The organism is Streptomyces sp. NPDC085900, from assembly GCF_044540925.1.
Lineage (GTDB): Bacteria > Actinomycetota > Actinomycetes > Streptomycetales > Streptomycetaceae > Streptomyces > Streptomyces gilvifuscus.
In genome coordinates, this window is record NZ_JBITSP010000004.1 from 926143 (window position 1) to 942840 (window position 16698).

The window sequence follows — 16698 nt, forward strand, 5'->3', positions numbered from 1 at the left end:
AATGCAGCCGGGTTCCGCCGCCGGCCGGTGACAGGCTGAGGGAGCCACGTCCGTACGGCCGGGAAGGGATGGACAGCATGGCTTCTCGTGCCGTACGGCGCTGGCTTCCGCAGCAGCACGGGGCCTGGGCGATGCTGGTGGTGCCGTTCGTCGCGGGAATGCTGATCGCCACGCCGACGCCCTGGGACGCCGTCCTGCTGCCCGCGTGGCTGCTCGGCTATCTCGCCGCGTACCACGTCCAGCAGTGGCTGCGGCTCCAGCGTCTCTCGCGCAACCCGAGGGCCGCCGGACGTCACCTCCGCCCCGCCCTGGTCTTCGCCGCCGCCCTGCTGCCGCTCGGCCTGGCACTCGTCGTGCACGCGCCCTGGCTGCTGCTCGCCGCGGCCTGCGCGCTGCCGTTCCTGGCCGTCAACTGCTGGTACGCCCGGCGCAACCGGGAGCGGGCCCTCGCCAACGGACTGGCCGCCGTGGTGCCGCCCTGCGGAATGCTGCCGGTGGCCGTGCTGCTCGGCGGCGGCACGGCCGGGCAGGCCTGGCAGCCGGCTCTGGTGTGCCTGCTCTACTTCGCCGGCACGGTGTTCCACGTCAAGACCATGATCCGCGAGCGCGACAGCCGGGCGTACTTGTGGGCGTCGCGGGTCTACCACGCGGGCGCACTGGTGGCGGCCTGCTTCCTGTCCCTCTGGGTCACCGCCTTCTTCACGGTCTGTCTCCTGCGGACCCTGGTCGTGCCGGCGCTGGGCCGGGTGCCGGCGGTGGCGGTCGGACTGGTCGAGGTCGCGCTGTCGCTGCTGCTCGTGGGGGTGCTCGTAGCGGTGTACGGCTGAGCGGGCCGCGACCCGTCGTGCCGTGCGCGCTGCGCCATGCGCGTGACGCGCCCCCGAAGGGCGCTGTGAGCAGCCCGGATTCCCTACGATCTGCACGTGGTCAACATCCTGCTCGAACGTACGGCGCCCCTCTCCCCGCCCGAGGCCTGGCGCCGCCTCACCGACTGGCCCCGGCACGGCGAGGTTGTCCCGCTGACCCGCGTCTCGGTGCTCACGCCGGCACCGACGGGCGAGGGAACGGTCTTCGTGGCCCGCTCGGGGCTCGGCCCGCTCGCCTTCGACGACCGGATGGAGGTCACCGTGTGGCGCCCGCCCACGGACGACGAGCCCGGCATGTGCCGCCTGGAGAAGCGCGGTCGGGTGGTGAAGGGCTGGGCGGAGATCGAGGTACGGCCGGGCCCGGGCGGGCGGGCCCACGTGGTGTGGCGGGAGGAACTGGCGGTCCGGCTGCTGCCCCGCCTCTTCGACCCGCTGCTGGAACACTCGGCCCGTGTGATGTTCGGACGCGCGGCGAACCGGCTCCTGCGAATGCGGTGACGGCCCCGACGGCCGTGCCGAGTACGGGAGTTCAGGCCACCGAGTCGATCCGCCGCGGGGGTGTCGAGGCCGGGTCGTGGTGGATCGGGGTGTGCGCGCCGGTCAGGGAGACGCCGCTGCCGCCGCGCCGGTCGGCCACGATCTCGGAGGCGATCGACAGGGCCGTCTCCTCCGGCGTACGGGCGCCGAGGTCGAGGCCGATCGGCGACCGCAGCCGGGCCAACTCCAGCTCCGTGACGCCCACTTCGCGCAGCCGCTCGTTGCGGTCGAGGTGGGTGCGGCGGGAGCCCATCGCGCCGACGTACGCCACCGGCAGGCGCAGCGCGAGCCGGAGCAGGGGTACGTCGAACTTGGCGTCGTGGGTCAGGACGCACAGGACGGTACGGCCGTCGACCGGCGTGCGCTCCAGGTACTTGTGGGGCCATTCGACGACGATCTCGTCGGCCTCCGGGAAGCGGGTGCGGGTGGCGAACACCGGGCGGGCGTCGCACACCGTCACGTGGTAGTTCAGGAACTTGCCGACGCGGACCAGCGCCGACGCGAAGTCGATCGCGCCGAAGACGATCATCCGGGGCGGGGGGACGGAGGACTCCACCAGGACCGTGAGCGGTGCTCCGCAACGAGAGCCCTGCTCTCCGATCTCCAGGGTGCCGGTCCGGCCGGCGTCCAGGAAGGCCGCCGTCTCGCCGCCGACCGTGCGGTCCAGCTCCGGATGGGCGCCGAAACCACCGTCGTAGGAGCCGTCGGGCCGCACCACCAGCGCGCGGCCCAGCAGTTCCCTCGGTCCCGACACGATCCGCGCCACCGCCGCCGCCTCCCCCCGGGCGGCGGCGGCCAGGGCGGACACGATCGCCGGGCGGGCGGGGTCGCCGGCCCGCACCGGGGTGACCAGGACGTCGATGATGCCGCCACAGGTCAGGCCCACGGCGAAGGCGTCCTCGTCGCTGTAGCCGAAGCGCTCCAGGACGGTTTCCCCGTCCTGGAGGGCCTGTCGGCACAGCTCGTAGACGGCGCCCTCCACACAGCCGCCGGAGACCGAGCCGATCGCCGTGCCGTCGGTGTCCACCGCGAGGGCGGCACCCGGCTGGCGCGGGGCGCTGCCGCCGACGGCCACCACGGTGGCCACGGCGAAGTCGCGGCCCTGCTCGACCCACCGGTTCAGCTCCTCGGCGATGTCCAGCATCTGTCGGTCTCCTTCAGGGGGTCGGGTGGAGGGCGTGGACGAGAGCGGGTTTCCGGTGGCGCCTAGTGCACGCCCATCCAGCTCTCGATCGGGTTGAGCGCGAAGTACACCAGGAAGATCGCCGTCAGGCCCCACATGAAGACGCCGATCTCGCGCGCCTTGCCCTGGGCGGCCTTGATGGCGGTGTAGGAGATGACGCCCGCGGCGACTCCGGCGGTGATGCTGTACGTGAACGGCATCACGACGACGGTCAGGAAGACCGGGATCGCGGTCGCGCGGTCGGCCCAGTCCACGTGCCGGGCGTTCATCAGCATCATCGAGCCGATGACCACCAGGGCGGCGGACGCGACCTCCTGCGGGACGATCGCCGTCAGCGGGGTGAAGAAGAGGCAGGCCGCGAAGAACAGGCCGGTGATCACCGAGGCCAGTCCGGTACGGGCGCCCTCGCCGACGCCGGTCGCCGACTCGATGAAGACCGTCTGGCCGGAGCCGCCGGCCACACCGCCGATCGCGCCGCCCGCGCCGTCGATGAACAGCGCCTTCGACAGCCCGGGCATCCGGCCCTTGTCGTCGGCCAGTTTGGCCTCGGTGCCCACGCCGATGATGGTGGCCATGGCGTCGAAGAACCCGGCGAGCACCAGGGTGAAGACGATCATGCCGACGGTCATCGCACCGACCTTGCCCCAGCCGCCGAACTCGACGTGCCCCATCAGCGAGAAGTCGGGCATCGACACGGCACTGCCGTGCAGTTCGGGGGCGCCGTTGGCCCACTGCCGGGGGTCGATGACGCCGGCGGCGTTCAGGATCGCGGCGACGATCGTGCCGCTGACGATGCCGACGAGGATGGCGCCGGGGAAGTTGCGGGCCTGCAGCATGAAGATCAGCAGCAGGGTGCCGGCGAACAACAGCACCGGCCAGCCCGCGAGTTCGCCCGCCGGGCCGAGGGTGACCGGGGTGGCCTTGCCCTGGTGCACGAAGCCGGACTTGTAGAAGCCGATGAGGGCGATGAACAGGCCGATGCCCATCGTGATGCCGTGCTTGAGCGCGAGCGGGATCGCGTTCATGATCATCTCGCGCAGTCCGGTGACGACCAGCAGCATGATGACGACGCCGTACATCACGCACATGCCCATGGCCTGCGGCCAGGTCATCTGCGGGGCGACCTGCGAGGACAGCACGCCGGAGACGGACAGGCCGGCGGCGAGGGCCAGCGGGACCTTGCCGAAGAAGCCCATCAGCAGCGTGGTGAAGGCCGCCGCGAACGCGGTGGCGGTGATCAGGGCCTTCTGGCCGAGCGTGTCCCCCGCCGCGTCCTTCCCGGACAGGATCAGGGGGTTGAGCAGGAGGATGTACGCCATCGCCATGAAGGTGGTGACGCCGCCGCGGACCTCGCGCGCGACCGTGGATCCTCGCCGGGATATGTGGAAGTACCGGTCGAGCCACGACCGTCCGGCGGGGACGCGGGATCCTGCGCCCGCGTCGTCCGAGACGGTCTGCGGCTCCAGTGACTGCTGGGTCATGTGGGCCTACTCCCAAGGTTCAAAGGGGCACCCGCGAACTGCTTTGAGTGGTGCGGGATTTGGGAAGGTGCTGCGGCCGCACGACCCGGGGGACGGCCCGAGACGAACGAACTGGTTGCTCCGGGCGGCACGTCGGAATGTGACGTTCCCGCACCGCCCGGAGGGACTTGCCTACGCCGTGCCGGTGAGGTGTTCGGGCCGTACCGGCGTCCTGTTCAGCTCCAGCCCCGTCGCGTTCCGGATCGCCGCGAGGACGGCCGGGGTGGACGACAGGGTGGGAGCCTCGCCGATGCCGCGCAGCCCGTACGGGGCGTGGTCGTCGGCGAGTTCGAGCACGTCGACGGGGATCGTCGGCGTGTCGAGGATGGTGGGGATCAGGTAGTCCGTGAAGGAGGGGTTCCTGACCTTCGCCGTCTTCGGGTCGACGATGATCTCCTCCATCACCGCGACTCCGAGACCCTGGGTGGTGCCGCCCTGGATCTGGCCGATGACGGACAGCGGGTTGAGCGCCTTGCCGACGTCCTGGGCGCAGGCCAGCTCGATCACCTTGACGAGCCCGAGCTCGGTGTCGACCTCGACGACGGCGCGGTGCGCGGCGAAGGAGTACTGGACGTGGCCGTTGCCCTGGCCGGTGCGCAGGTCGAAGGGCTCGGTCGGCCGGTGCCGCCACTCCTCCTCCAGCTCGACGGCCTCGTCCTCCAGGACGTCCACCAGGTCGGCGAGGACCTCGCCGCCGTCGGTGACGACCTTGCCGCCCTCCAGCACCAGTTCGGCGGTCGCCCACGCGGGGTGGTACGTGCCGAACTTGCGGCGCCCGATCTCCAGCACCCGCTCGCGCACCAGCTCGCAGGCGTTCTTCACGGCGCCGCCGGTGACGTACGTCTGCCGGGAGGCCGACGTCGAGCCGGCGCTGCCGACCTGGGTGTCCGCCGGGTGGATGGTGACCTGGGCGACGCCCAGCTCGGTGCGGGCGATCTGCGCGTGGACGGTGACCCCGCCCTGGCCGACCTCGGCCATCGCGGTGTGCACGGTGGCGACGGGCTCGCCGCCGACGACCTCCATGCGGACCTTGGCGGTGGAGTAGTCGTCGAAGCCCTCGGAGAAGCCGACGTTCTTGATGCCGACCGCGTAGCCGACCCCGCGTACGACGCCTTCGCCGTGGGTGGTGTTGGACAGGCCGCCGGGCAGCTGCCGTACGTCCGCGCCCTCGCTGGACTCCCACTGGCGCTCCGGCGGCATGGGCATCGCCTTGACGCGGCGCAGGAGTTCGGCGACGGGCGCCGGGGAGTCGACCGGCTGCCCGGTCGGCATGATCGTGCCCTGCTCCATGGCGTTGAGCCGACGGAACTCCACCGGGTCCATGCCCAGTTCCTTCGCCAGCTTGTCCATCTGCGCCTCGTAGGCGAAGCACGCCTGGACCGCGCCGAAGCCGCGCATGGCGCCGCAGGGCGGGTTGTTGGTGTAGAGGGCGATGGCCTCGATGTCGACGTCGTCGACGACGTACGGGCCGACGGAGAGGGAGGAGGCGTTGCCGACGACGGCCGGGGAGGCGGAGGCGTAGGCGCCGCCGTCCAGGACGATCCGGCACTTCAGGTGCGTGAGCTTGCCGTCGCGCGTGGCCCCGTGCTCGTAGTACAGCTTGGCCGGGTGGCGGTGGACGTGCCCGAAGAACGACTCGAAGCGGTTGTAGACGATCTTGACGGGCTTGCCGGTGCGCAGGGCCAGCAGACAGGCGTGGATCTGCATCGACAGGTCCTCGCGGCCGCCGAACGCGCCGCCGACGCCGGCCAGCGTCATCCGCACCTTGTCCTCGGGCAGGCCGAGGACGGGCGCCATCTGGCGCAGGTCGGAGTGGAGCCACTGGGTGGCGATGTAGAGGTGGACGCCGCCGTCCTCCTCCGGTACCGCGAGCCCGGACTCGGGGCCGAGGAAGGCCTGGTCCTGCATGCCGAAGGTGTACTCGCCCTCGACGATCACGTCCGCCCGCCTGCGGGCCGCCTCCACGTCGCCGCGGACGATCGGCTGGCGGTGGACGATGTTCGGGTGCGGGACGTGCCCGGCGTGGTGGTCGTCGCGGCCCTCGTGGACGAGGATCGCGTCGGGCGCGGTCGCCGAGGCCTCGTCGGTGATGACGGGCAGTTCGCGGTACTCGACCCTGATCTTGGCGGCGGCGCGGCGGGCGGTCTCCGGGTGGTCGGCGGCGACGAGCGCGACCGGCTCGCCGTGGTGGCGTACCTTGCCGTGCGCGAGGACCGGGGTGTCCTGGATCTCCAGGCCGTAGTTGCGCACCTCGGTCGGCAGGTCGTCGTAGGTGAGGACCGCGTAGACGCCCGGGGTGGCGAGCGCCTCCGCGGTGTCGATGGAGACGATCTCGGCGTGCGCGACCGTGGAGCGCAGGATCTGGCCCCAGAGCATGTCCTCGTGCCACATGTCGGAGGAGTACGCGAACTCGCCGGTGACCTTGAGGGTGCCGTCCGGGCGGAGCGTGGACTCGCCGACGCCGCCCTTGGTCTGCGAACCCTGGGTGATCTTGGTGGGAGCGCCGTTGGTGGGCATCGGGCTCAGACCGCCTCTCCCTGCCGGGCGGCCGCGAGGCGGACCGCGTCCATGATCTTCTCGTAGCCCGTGCAGCGGCACAGGTTGCCCGACAGCGCCTCGCGGATGTCCGCGTCGGTCGGGTTCGGGTTGTGCTCCAGCATCTCGTCGGCCGCGACCAGCAGGCCCGGCGTGCAGAAGCCGCACTGGACGGCGCCGGCGTCGATGAACGCCTGCTGGATCGGGGAGAGCCCGGCGCCCTCGCCGGTCTGCGAGTCGGTCCCCTTGCCCTGCCAGCCCTTGGCCTCGTCCAGCGAGGTGCCGCACGAGGAACCGCAGGACCTCTGCCGGGCGTAGTCCGCGAGCCCCTCGACGGTCACGACGTCACGGCCCTCGACCTGTCCGGCCGCGACCAGGCACGAGCACACGGGCACGCCGTCCAGGCGGACCGTGCAGGAGCCGCACTCGCCCTGCTCGCAGGCGTTCTTGGAACCGGGAAGGCCCAGACGCTCGCGCAGCACGTACAGCAGGGACTCGCCCTCCCACACGTCGTCGGCCTCCTGCGGGCGTCCGTTGACGGTGAAGTTGACGCGCATCACGCAGCTCCCTCGGTGGTGCGGCGGGCGCCGCGGTACGACTCCCAGGTCCAGGTCAGCGTGCGGCGGGCCATGACGCCCACCGCGTGGCGGCGGTAGCTCGCGGTGCCGCGTACGTCGTCGATCGGGTTGCAGGCGCCGGAGCACAGCTCCGCGAACTGCTTGGCGACCGACGGGGTGATGATCTTCCCGTTGTCCCAGAAGCCGCCCTCTTCGAGCGCCGCGTTCAGGAACTCCTCCGCGGCCTTGGCCCGGACGGGGGTGGGCGCCGCGGAACCGATGCCCGTACGGACGGTGCGCGACGACGGGTGCAGGGCGAGACCGAAGGCGCACACGGCGATCACCATCGCGTTGCGCGTACCGACCTTGGAGTACTGCTGCGGGCCGTCGGCCTTCTTGATGTGCACGCTCTTGATGAGCTCGTCGGCGGCAAGGGCGTTCCGCTTCACGCCGGTGTAGAACTCGTCGATCGGGACGAGACGGGTGCCGCGCACCGACTCGACCTCGACCTCTGCGCCGGCCGCGAGCAGGGCGGGGTGGGCGTCGCCGGCCGGGGAGGCGGTGCCGAGGTTGCCGCCGACGCCGCCGCGGTTGCGGATCTGCGGGGAGGCCACGGTGTGCGAGGCGAGGGCGAGACCCGGCAGCTCGGCGCGCAGGTGCTCCATGATCTTCGTGTACGGGACGGAGGCCCCGAGGCGCACCGTGTCCTCGCCGACCTCCCACTCGGTGAGGTCGGTGACGCGGTTCAGGTCGAGCAGGTACTCGGGCCGCCGATGGTCGAAGTTGATCTCGACCATCACATCGGTGCCGCCCGCAATGGGCACAGCGGTGGGGTGCTCGGCCTTGGCGGCGAGCGCCTCCTCCCAGCTGGCGGGGCGAAGGAAGTCCATGACCGGCTCTCTTCTTCGTCTCGTTGGTGGTACGGATTTGAGCCACTTCCGGTGCGGCGGGACCGGCTCGTTCATGTGCTGTTCACGCGGAGTGGGGTCAGTACACAGCGCCGTACTCCATGGGGGTCAGTCACGGAAACCATGAAGGAGTTGGCTGGCCAGGGCGGGCATCTTGTAGATTCGTATGAACGGAGGCACTCAGTTACCTCCCTGTTTTCCTGTAGAAACGCAGGAGACAGCCCGGCGACCGAAGGGTGCGGCTTCCGCGCCGTCCGGCGGACTTCTCTCCCCGCCCACCCTCTGGATTCATCGTAGATTTCGAGACATAGAACGGCGGCGACGAGAATGCGGCTGCGCGCACTTCTGGACACCGATGCGCTGGGCCTGAGGCTGCTCGGTGGCGAGGACGAGCTGGACCGCACCGTACGGGGCGTCATGACCACCGACCTGCGGGACCCGAGCCGCTATCTGTCGGGCGGCGAGCTGGTGCTCACGGGCCTGGCCTGGCGGCGCGACGCCGACGACTCGGAGCCTTTCGTACGGATCCTGGTGCAGGCCGGTGTGGCCGCCCTGGCGGCCGGTGAGGCGGAGCTGGGGGACGTGCCGGACGACCTGGTGCTGGCCTGCGCCCGCAACCGGCTGCCGCTGTTCGCGGTGCACGAGTCGGTGGCGTTCGCGACGATCACCGAGCACGTGGTGCGGCAGGTCAGCGGTGAGCGCGCCGGGGACCTCGCGGCCGTGGTCGACCGGCACCGCCGGATGATGACCTCCGGTCCGGCCGGCGGCGGCCCGGACGTGGTCCTGGACCTGCTCGGCTCCGACCTGGACCTCAGAGCCTGGGTGCTGTCCCCCACCGGCCGGCTCATCGCGGGCTCCAAGGTGGGCGGGCCCGCCCTGCCCCCCGAGGTCTGCGCCGAGCTGGCCGCCGAGCACCTCGCCGCCACCCGCACCGGCCGCCGCGGACCGCACCGGCTGAGCGTCGGCCAGGCGACGTACTCGCTCTTCCCCATCCGCAGCAGCGGCCGCTCCCCGCAGGCCGCCCGGGACGTGAGGGAGACGGTCCTGTCGGACTGGCTGCTGGCCGTCGAGGCGGACGCGGGCGACTGGCCCGCCGAGCGCCTCGACCTCCTGCAGGGCGTCACCCAGCTGATCTCCGTCGAGCGCGACCGCCGGGACGCCGCCCGCACGGTCCGGCGCCGCCTCGCCCAGGAGGTGCTGGAGCTGGTGCAGACGGGCGCGGCGCCGGCCGAGATCGCCGCCCGCCTCCGGGTGGCCGCCCCGGTCCTGCTGCCCGGTCTCGGGGCCGCCCCGCACTGGCAGGTGGTCGTGGCCCGCGTCGAGTGGCAGGACGCGGGCGTCGAGGCCGGCCCGGTCGCCCAGTCGCTGCTGGAGGAGATCCTGGTCGACCCGCTGGCGACGGGCCCGGAGCCCTCCGACCGGATCGCCGTCGCGCACACCGGCGAGGAGGCCGTCGCCCTCGTACCGCTCCCGGCGGTCTCCGCCGAGCACGACGGCTCGGAGACCGGGATCGTCGCCGACGCGCTCCTGCAGTCCGTACGGGAGCCGCTGTCGGCCGGCCTCGACGACGACGGGCAGGTCACGCTCGGGGTGAGCGCGGCCGTGCACTCGGCGGAGGGACTGCGCGGGGCGCTGGAGGAGGCCCGGCACGCGCGCAGGGTCGCCGCCGCGCGGCCGGGGCGGGTGTGCGCGGCGGGGCACCAGGAGCTGGCCTCGCACGTGCTGCTGCTCCCGTTCGTGCCGGACGACGTGCGGCGGGCCTTCACCGCGCGCCTGCTCGACCCGCTGCGCGACTACGACCGCCGGCACCGCGCCGAGCTGATCCCCACCCTGGAGGCGTTCCTGGACTGCGACGGCTCCTGGACACGGTGTGCGACCCGGCTGCACCTGCACGTCAACACGCTGCGCTACCGGGTCGGGCGGATCGAGCAGTTGACGGGCCGCGACCTGTCCCGACTGGAGGACAAGCTCGATTTCTTCCTGGCGTTGCGGATGAGCTGAGGCCGTCCGAGAGGGGCACCGGATGGCACCAAGTGCCGCGCGGGTCCCACGACTTTGTGAAATCCTTCACCCAGCCCCTTGGCCGAGCGCCCGGATTCGTGCTGAGATGCGGCCACCAACCAAGGCTCGATGGCGTGCTCGGGGAGGGCAACGTGGCGCATACCGCCATGTCTGGTACCGGAACGACCGCAGGTGACGATCCCCTCCAGACCGCGGTATGGCGGCTGCGCTCACGGGCCTGCTGGGTCGACGCGGCCGCACTGCTGGAGCCGGTCACCGCCGACTCCGCGCTGCAGAGAGCCGCGCTCCTCGTGGAGAAGTGCCTGTACACGGAGCAGGGCTGGGAGGCGGCCGAGGACGCGCTGCGCACGGCGGAGGCCCTCGCCCACACCGACGACGAGCGGGGCGCGGCCGCTTGTGAACGCGGGTACTTGGCGTACGCGGCGACCCTGCACTCCGTGCGCGACCGGGCCGACGAGGCGCGGGCCGCGCTCGGGCGGGCGGCGGCGCTGATCGCGCCGGGCGCGGCGGGGCGGCCGTTGCTGGACTTCCGGCGTGGGCTGCTCGCCGAGAACCTGACCGGCTCCCCGCAGGCCGCGCGGGCCGCGTACCGCCGTGCGCACGCGGGCGCCACCGCCCACTCCGACCCCCTGCTGCTGTCCTTCACCTGGCGCCATCTCGCGGGACTGGCCCTGCGGGAGGGGGAGTTGGCGGAGGCTCGGCACGGTTTCGCCGAGTCGCTGCGCATCCGGGAGGAGCTGGGCTATCTCGTCGGCACGGCGCCCGCACTGGCGTCACTGGCGGACGCGGAGGCGGAGCCCGAGGCGTCGCGGCTGCGGGAGGAGGCCCGGCGGCTGTTCCGACTGCTGGGCGGCGTACCGACATGGCTGGCACGCCAGCTGGCGCCACCCGCGGCGGACGCGGCGACGGCCTGAAAGGCGCGCGGCAGCCTTGGCCTAGAGGTCACTGAGAGGAAGCTGAGAAGTTGCTGTGCCAGTGTGGCGCGCCCAACCCCCTCATAGGAGCGCCTCGATGAGCCTCGTCAATGGCTTGCCCGCACATGTCCTTTTGGTGCACTTCGTCGTCGTCCTCGTACCGCTGACCGCGCTGGCGCTCGTGGCGAGCGCCGTGTGGCCCGCGGTCGCGCGCCGCATGGGCGTGGTGCTGCCGGTGCTCGCGCTGGTCACCCTGGCCAGCGTGCCGCTGACCACGAGCGCCGGCGAATGGCTGGAGGAGCACGTCGGCAGCGACGCCCTGGTACGGCGGCACGCGGAACTCGGCGACGGACTGCTGCCCTGGGCACTGGGCCTGTTCGTGCTGGCGGCGGCGGTGTGGTGGACCACCCGGCGGACGCCGTCCGAGCAGACGGGCAACCGGTCGGCGTCGGTGATACGGATCGCGGCCGCGGTGCTGTCGGTCGTCGTGGCGGCGGGCGCGATCGTGGACGTGTACCGCATCGGCGACTCCGGCGCGAAGGCCGCCTGGCACGACGGCTACTCGAAGACGGCCACCGGATCGGGCGACGGGGACGACTGACCCCCGGCCGCGGCGGAACGGGACGTGCGGGGGGTCCGGTCGGTGGGAACTCCCGCACGGACCATGCCGGTTCAGTGCGGGCGGGCCGCCCCCGCGAAGTGCTCCCCCACCAGCCCCCGCACCACGTCCAGGTCCCGGGCGATCAGGGCGTCGAGCAGTGCCGTGTGCTCCGCCGCGTCGGCCACCAGGTCGGCACGCCCGCGCGACGCCGGAGCCCCGACCAGCGGCCACTGCGCGCGGCGGTGCAGGTCGTCGGCGATGCGGACGAGCTGCTCGTTGCCGGACAGGGCCAGCATGGCCCGGTGAAAGGTGCGGTCCGACTCCCCGTACGTCGCCCGGCAGCCCGAGGACGCGGCGCGGACCGTCGCCTCGGCGAGCGGGCGCAGCTCCGCCCAGCGCTCCACCGGGACCGTACGGGCCAGGCGCAGCATCACCGGTACCTCGATCAGCGCCCGCACCTCGGCCAGTTCGGCCAGTTCACGGGTCCCGCGCTCCACCACCCGGAAGCCGCGGTTGGGCACCACCTCGACGGCGCCCTCCAGCGCCAGCTGCTGCATCGCCTCGCGCACCGGTGTCGCGGAGACGCCGAAGCGCTCGCCCAGGGCCGGCGCCGAGTACACCTCGCCGGGCCGCAGCTCGCCCGTCACCAGCGCCGTGCGCAGCGCGGTGAGGATCTGCCCCCGCACCGAGGCCCGCTGGACCGGACGCGGCGCGGTGAGCGGCTGCTCACTGTGCGTGTGCTCGCCGCGTGTGCCCCCGCCCGCGGCGAGGCCCCGTTCCCGGTCGACGTCGGCCGCGGCCGGCTGCGGCGGCACCCTGGGCACGTCCGTGCCGGCCTGCGGGATCCCCGTCCGCGCCGAGCCCTGTGCGCTCTGCCTCACGGGTCCTCCTCCGGACGTGTCGGTACTTGGGGTCATTACGGCGGGTTGTTACTCGTCCGTCAAGCACCATAAGCGCACAAGCCGTCAGTTCAAATCCCGATTGTCTCGAATGAGGCAAGCCTTGCCTTGCTCCGAGCTCGATCCGGAGGGCGCCACCCCGCACAGGGCACGCCGGACCACCTGCCTCGCTCCCGGCGACCAAGCCGTCGGGAGCGGACGCCAGTTGAGGACCCCGGAGGCGCAACCTCCGCGCCGGTCCCGTAAGATCACCGCGACGAGACCGCTCCTTCGGTTACAGGTGATTCACAACTTCCTCACTTGTCGCAGGAACTTTCCGAAGAACCATCCGTACGGGTAGTCTTATTCGAACTCAACTCCCGCCCCTCAAGCGGCAGTTCGAGCAGAACGCCGCCCTGGGCATCCCCTTGCACTTCCTTGGCGGCCTCTTGCCCCGAAACCCCCTGAGGGCCGGTGGGATTGGGCCACTATGGCGGGCGTTACGCCCTATCCCAATGCAAGGGACCCCTAGATGAGACTGACCGACATATCGCTGAACTGGCTGCTTCCGGGCGCCGTACTGCTCCTGGGCATGCTGGCGGCGGTGGCGGTGCTCGCGCGCAGCAAGCGGTCCGGCGGGGAGCACGCGAAGGACGACTCGTGGGAGCGCAGCGAGGAGCGCCGCAGGCGCAAGGAGGCCTTGTACGCCACCGCCTCCTACGTGCTGCTGTTCTGCTGTGCGGCGGTCGCCGCGGCGCTCTCCTTCCACGGCCTGGTCGGCTTCGGCCAGCAGAACCTCGGCCTCACCGACGGCTGGGAGTACCTGGTGCCGTTCGGCCTGGACGGCGCGGCCATGTTCTGTTCCGTGCTCGCGGTGCGCGAGGCCAGCCACGGTGACGCGGCCCTCGGCTCCCGGATACTGGTGTGGACGTTCGCGGGCGCCGCGGCCTGGTTCAACTGGGTGCACGCGCCCAGGGGCATCGACCACGCGGGCGCGCCGCAGTTCTTCTCCGGCATGTCCCTTTCGGCTGCCGTCCTGTTCGACCGCGCGCTGAAGCAGACCCGTCGCGCCGCCCTGCGCGAGCAGGGTCTGGTGCCGCGTCCGCTGCCGCAGATCCGCATCGTCCGCTGGCTGCGGGCCCCCCGTGAGACCTACAGGGCCTGGTCGCTCATGCTCCTGGAGGGTGTGCGCAGCCTGGACGAGGCGGTCGAGGAGGTCCGCGAGGACAAGCGGCAGAAGGAGGAGAACCGCCTGCGCCGCCGCGAGGCGGACCGCCTGGAGCGCGCGCAGCTCAAGGCGATCAGCCGCGGGCACCGCGGGTTCATCGGCCGTGGCGGCCGGCCCGAGCCGCAGGCCCTGGAGCGGGCCTCCGCCCAGGCCACCGCGGAGCCTGCCATATCCGCGCCGGAGCCGCTGCCCGTACGCCACCGTCCCTCGTTGCAGCCCGTCCGCAAGGGCGGTTCTGACCCGGTGACCGTCGACCTCACCGCGGAGGACGACACAATGGCCCTGCCGCGCCTCGACTCCCTGGAGCGCAAGCTCAAGGACCTCGAGCAGCAGTTCGGCTAGAGACGGCCGTCATGGGGAGGGGGCGTGGCCTGCGGGCCACGCCCCCTCCCCGTTCAGGCGGCCTCCGCGTCGAGTTCGAACCACACGGCCTTCCCCACGCCGTGTGACCGCACTCCCCACGCGTCCGCGAGGGACTGCACCAGTACCAGGCCCCTGCCGTGCGTACCGTCGTCGGCCACCGGCACGCGCAGCCGCGGCCTGCGGGCCACGAAGTCCCGTACCTCCACCCGTAGTCCGTGGGATCCCACGGTGGCGGTGAGCACCGCCTCCCGGTCGGTGTGGATGAGCGCGTTGGTGACGAGTTCGCTGGTGAGCAACTCCGCTATCTCCGACCGTCCGGGCCTGCCCCAGTGCCGCAACAGCTCGCGCAGCGCCCTGCGCGCCTCGGGCACCGCCTTCAGGTCCGCCCGTCCGAGTCTCTGCCGTAGCTGCGACGGCTGCTCCGGTGCCGGGACGCCGTCCGTCCTTTCCTCCACCGTCTGAGCCGAGGAGGCCCCGATCGCCATGGGACCGCCCCCTCGTGCCTGCCTCTTCATGACCCCCGCCCGCGTGCCGATGTCGGTTCCCCTCCTTGTCGAACACGTTCACGGGATCCATGCCCCATGCCACACGCGCCAGTCATGTCGAATCCTCGATGACCAGGTGTTCGGCCAAGGTTGAGGCCCTCCCGGCCGGGTGGAGGGGCGCTTGGGAGGAAGCCGGGGGGGGACTGTGCGGGCCACGAGCGGACCGCCGCGCACGGTGACCGCACACGCGGGGAAGCGCGTCCGGAACTTGCCATGAGCCATTTCGCGCGGCCCGTGCACCGCGGCAGGCGCGCGTCGCCGGCCGCCTCGGTGTCCCGGGGAGAGCGGACACCGCCGTGCCGCCCGCGAGTCCTTCGCCAGCGGCACGGCCTGCGGAAAGCCCTGGTCGCACCGTTGGTCCCGAGGTCCTGTTCGACGGGCCGGACGCCCAGGTCCAGGGCCTGCCGTACGACGTCGCGGACGGCCTCCTCAGGGGCGTTCCCCGCGCGATCGACGCCTCGCCGTCCCCTCCACGGCGAGCGGAGACGAACCGTTCCGTCCGTTCCACGAAGGGGCGCCGGTACGTCCTTGTCGTCCGGCTCCGCGACTACGCGCCCGGGCGGCATCCTGACCGCCGAGGATCGCCCCAACTACCGATTCCCGTCTGCCGAGCCCGCCGTACCCGACGAAACCGTGTGGCAGCCGGTTCCGGGCGGTGCGCGCACCGCTTCGGCGGCGCGGCCGTCCTCCCGCGGCTCTTGAAAGTGGCCGGAATCCGCTGGTCCCCGACCCGGTGACCGAGCCGGGACCGGACGGACACGCCGGAACGGCCGCGGTCCGAAGGTCGGTTCGCCTTCGGGCCGCGGCCGATCCGCATCGTCATGTCGCGGTCGCCACCGGAGTGACTACTTCGCTCCCAGGGCCTTCGCACCGATGCGGTAGATCTGGTGGGTGTCGCGGGTCACGTCGACGTACACCTTGGTGGTGCTGTTGCGGCTCCAGGTGAGGGTCACGACGGCCTCCGTGTGGTTCTTCGCGGTGCCGTTGTCGGTGACCTTCCAGGCGAGCGGGACGTTCTGGGCGCGCAGGACGCCGTCGGCGTGCTCCCTTTCCTCCCAGGCGGCCAGCTGCTTCTGGAAGGCGGGCGTGAGGTAGTGGGCGCGCAGGGCCTGGCCGAGGTTGCCGCTGTCCTCGTCGGTCACCGCGTCGATGTAGGCGCCGTAGAAGTCGGCGACGCGGGTGAGGTTGTCCGACGGCTTGCCGCTGACGCTGCGCGGGGCGCCGGCGGAGGCCTGGGCGGTGGCGCCGAGACCGAGGGCGACGGCGAGGACGCCGGCGGACAGGGCGGTGCGGGTCTTGCTGTTCATGTGAGTTCCCCGTTTTTCGAAGTGTGCGTTGCGTGTCGGGTGGTCGGTGGGCCGCCCTCTTGACCCCCGTGGCAGGAGGGCGGCCCCGGTCGTGCGGTCAGTGGAGCTTGTCGACGGCCTTGGTGGCCGTCTTCTTGAAGGCCTTCACCGGGGCGTCCTTGAAGCCGCCCATCCGTCCCCAGTCGACGACCGTCACGGTCCGGCCGTCCCGGCCGACCGCGAGGAGGCGGATGTCGGTCGCACCCCAGGAGCTCTGCGTGTGCAGGCCGTAGAGGTGGGCGCCCTCCTCCACGGGCAGGGTGCCGTAGTCCTTGAACGTGACCTTCAGGTCCGGGTCGGCCTTCTCGGTCCGTGCCGCGCAGGACGCGATGTCCTTGGTCAGCCGCGTGAACCGCCCCTTGGCCGCGCCGGTGGTCGACGACACGACGCCGACCTGGACGGCGTGCGCGTCGAGGTCGGTGTGGAACTCCCGGTACCAGGAGCCCCGGTCGTCGTTCAGCACCAGGCCCAGGCAGCGGTCCACCTCCACCGCCTCCGGCAGGCCGCCGGTGACCTTGCCGGCCGTCCAGGACGACGTGGCGTACGGCGGAAGGTCGGCGGCCGCCAGGAAGCCGGGTGCCTTGGTGGCGGCGCCCGCCGGCTGGGCGAGTGCGGTGCCTGCGGCGAGGCCCGCGGCGGCCAGTGCGACGAGCACACCTGCTCGGGTGCGCTTGGGCATGGGTGTCCCCCGTGAG

At 72.2% G+C, this 16698-nt stretch carries 15 protein-coding genes; 6 read left to right on the plus strand and 9 right to left on the minus strand.

The window, feature by feature from the left end; genetic code table 11:
* The first annotated feature begins 77 nt into the window (after positions 1–77).
* Positions 78–827, plus strand: a complete 750-nt coding sequence (locus ACIGDI_RS18240; RefSeq protein ID WP_399897426.1) for a YwiC-like family protein — start codon at positions 78–80, stop codon at positions 825–827.
* A gap of 96 nt (positions 828–923) precedes the next feature.
* On the plus strand, positions 924–1364 hold the full coding sequence (locus tag ACIGDI_RS18245; protein ID WP_399897429.1) for an SRPBCC family protein: 441 nt from the start codon (positions 924–926) through the stop codon (positions 1362–1364).
* 31 nt (positions 1365–1395) lie between these two features.
* On the opposite strand, the gene ACIGDI_RS18250 is transcribed toward ACIGDI_RS18245, so the two are convergent.
* The 5 genes from ACIGDI_RS18250 to ACIGDI_RS18270 form a co-directional block, all read right to left on the minus strand.
* Positions 1396–2547, minus strand: coding sequence for an XdhC family protein (locus tag ACIGDI_RS18250; protein ID WP_399897432.1), 1152 nt, complete (start codon positions 2545–2547; stop codon positions 1396–1398).
* Between the two features lie 62 nt (positions 2548–2609).
* Entirely contained in the window at positions 2610–4067 is a 1458-nt protein-coding gene (locus tag ACIGDI_RS18255) for an NCS2 family permease (protein ID WP_272178812.1), read from the minus strand.
* A 171-nt stretch (positions 4068–4238) separates the two neighbouring features.
* Complete coding sequence (locus tag ACIGDI_RS18260; RefSeq protein WP_399897435.1) at positions 4239–6623, minus strand: xanthine dehydrogenase family protein molybdopterin-binding subunit; 2385 nt, start codon at positions 6621–6623, stop codon at positions 4239–4241.
* Between the two features lie 5 nt (positions 6624–6628).
* Entirely contained in the window at positions 6629–7198 is a 570-nt protein-coding gene (locus ACIGDI_RS18265) for a (2Fe-2S)-binding protein (protein WP_399897439.1), read from the minus strand.
* On the minus strand, positions 7198–8088 hold the full coding sequence (locus tag ACIGDI_RS18270) for a xanthine dehydrogenase family protein subunit M (RefSeq protein ID WP_200704277.1): 891 nt from the start codon (positions 8086–8088) through the stop codon (positions 7198–7200). Before ACIGDI_RS18270 ends, ACIGDI_RS18265 begins: the two co-directional genes overlap by 1 nt.
* 345 nt (positions 8089–8433) lie before the next feature.
* Between ACIGDI_RS18270 and ACIGDI_RS18275 the strand changes: the two genes are divergently transcribed.
* From ACIGDI_RS18275 to ACIGDI_RS18285, 3 genes are all read left to right on the plus strand, one after another.
* Positions 8434–10107, plus strand: a complete 1674-nt coding sequence (locus ACIGDI_RS18275; protein WP_399897442.1) for a PucR family transcriptional regulator — start codon at positions 8434–8436, stop codon at positions 10105–10107.
* Positions 10108–10259: 152 nt separating this feature from the next.
* Positions 10260–11042: a hypothetical protein gene (locus tag ACIGDI_RS18280; RefSeq protein ID WP_399897445.1), complete on the plus strand. Its 783-nt coding sequence runs from the start codon at positions 10260–10262 to the stop codon at positions 11040–11042.
* 97 nt (positions 11043–11139) lie between these two features.
* A complete protein-coding gene (locus ACIGDI_RS18285; RefSeq protein WP_399897448.1) occupies positions 11140–11643 on the plus strand; it encodes a DUF2231 domain-containing protein in 504 nt (167 codons plus the stop codon).
* A gap of 71 nt (positions 11644–11714) precedes the next feature.
* Here ACIGDI_RS18285 and ACIGDI_RS18290 read toward each other — a convergent pair whose 3' ends face one another.
* Complete coding sequence (locus tag ACIGDI_RS18290) at positions 11715–12524, minus strand: GntR family transcriptional regulator (RefSeq protein WP_399897450.1); 810 nt, start codon at positions 12522–12524, stop codon at positions 11715–11717.
* A 529-nt stretch (positions 12525–13053) separates the two neighbouring features.
* Here ACIGDI_RS18290 and ACIGDI_RS18295 point away from each other — a divergent pair.
* The gene (locus ACIGDI_RS18295; protein WP_200704282.1) at positions 13054–14091 is read left to right on the plus strand and encodes a DUF2637 domain-containing protein; all 1038 of its coding nucleotides are present in this window, start codon (positions 13054–13056) and stop codon (positions 14089–14091) included.
* Between the two features lie 53 nt (positions 14092–14144).
* On the opposite strand, the gene ACIGDI_RS18300 is transcribed toward ACIGDI_RS18295, so the two are convergent.
* From ACIGDI_RS18300 to ACIGDI_RS18310, 3 genes are all read right to left on the minus strand, one after another.
* Positions 14145–14597: an ATP-binding protein gene (locus ACIGDI_RS18300; RefSeq protein ID WP_399897453.1), complete on the minus strand. Its 453-nt coding sequence runs from the start codon at positions 14595–14597 to the stop codon at positions 14145–14147.
* Positions 14598–15502: 905 nt separating this feature from the next.
* A complete protein-coding gene (locus ACIGDI_RS18305; RefSeq protein WP_399897456.1) occupies positions 15503–15964 on the minus strand; it encodes a hypothetical protein in 462 nt (153 codons plus the stop codon).
* A gap of 97 nt (positions 15965–16061) precedes the next feature.
* Complete coding sequence (locus tag ACIGDI_RS18310; protein WP_399897459.1) at positions 16062–16682, minus strand: hypothetical protein; 621 nt, start codon at positions 16680–16682, stop codon at positions 16062–16064.
* Positions 16683–16698 lie beyond the last annotated feature (16 nt).

What these genes read in the sequence shown, in the direction of transcription:
- ACIGDI_RS18240 (WP_399897426.1), top strand. Translation starts at nt 78, where the DNA reads ATGGCTTCTCGTGCCGTACGGCGCTGGCTTCCGCAGCAGCACGGGGCC.
- ACIGDI_RS18260 (WP_399897435.1), bottom strand. Translation starts at nt 6,623, where the DNA reads ATGCCCACCAACGGCGCTCCCACCAAGATCACCCAGGGTTCGCAGACC.
- ACIGDI_RS18300 (WP_399897453.1), bottom strand. Translation starts at nt 14,597, where the DNA reads ATGGCGATCGGGGCCTCCTCGGCTCAGACGGTGGAGGAAAGGACGGAC.
- ACIGDI_RS18265 (WP_399897439.1), bottom strand. Translation starts at nt 7,198, where the DNA reads ATGCGCGTCAACTTCACCGTCAACGGACGCCCGCAGGAGGCCGACGAC.
- ACIGDI_RS18295 (WP_200704282.1), top strand. Translation starts at nt 13,054, where the DNA reads ATGAGACTGACCGACATATCGCTGAACTGGCTGCTTCCGGGCGCCGTA.
- ACIGDI_RS18305 (WP_399897456.1), bottom strand. Translation starts at nt 15,964, where the DNA reads ATGAACAGCAAGACCCGCACCGCCCTGTCCGCCGGCGTCCTCGCCGTC.
- ACIGDI_RS18255 (WP_272178812.1), bottom strand. Translation starts at nt 4,067, where the DNA reads ATGACCCAGCAGTCACTGGAGCCGCAGACCGTCTCGGACGACGCGGGC.
- ACIGDI_RS18310 (WP_399897459.1), bottom strand. Translation starts at nt 16,682, where the DNA reads ATGCCCAAGCGCACCCGAGCAGGTGTGCTCGTCGCACTGGCCGCCGCG.
- ACIGDI_RS18275 (WP_399897442.1), top strand. Translation starts at nt 8,434, where the DNA reads ATGCGGCTGCGCGCACTTCTGGACACCGATGCGCTGGGCCTGAGGCTG.
- ACIGDI_RS18285 (WP_399897448.1), top strand. Translation starts at nt 11,140, where the DNA reads ATGAGCCTCGTCAATGGCTTGCCCGCACATGTCCTTTTGGTGCACTTC.
- ACIGDI_RS18270 (WP_200704277.1), bottom strand. Translation starts at nt 8,088, where the DNA reads ATGGACTTCCTTCGCCCCGCCAGCTGGGAGGAGGCGCTCGCCGCCAAG.
- ACIGDI_RS18250 (WP_399897432.1), bottom strand. Translation starts at nt 2,547, where the DNA reads ATGCTGGACATCGCCGAGGAGCTGAACCGGTGGGTCGAGCAGGGCCGC.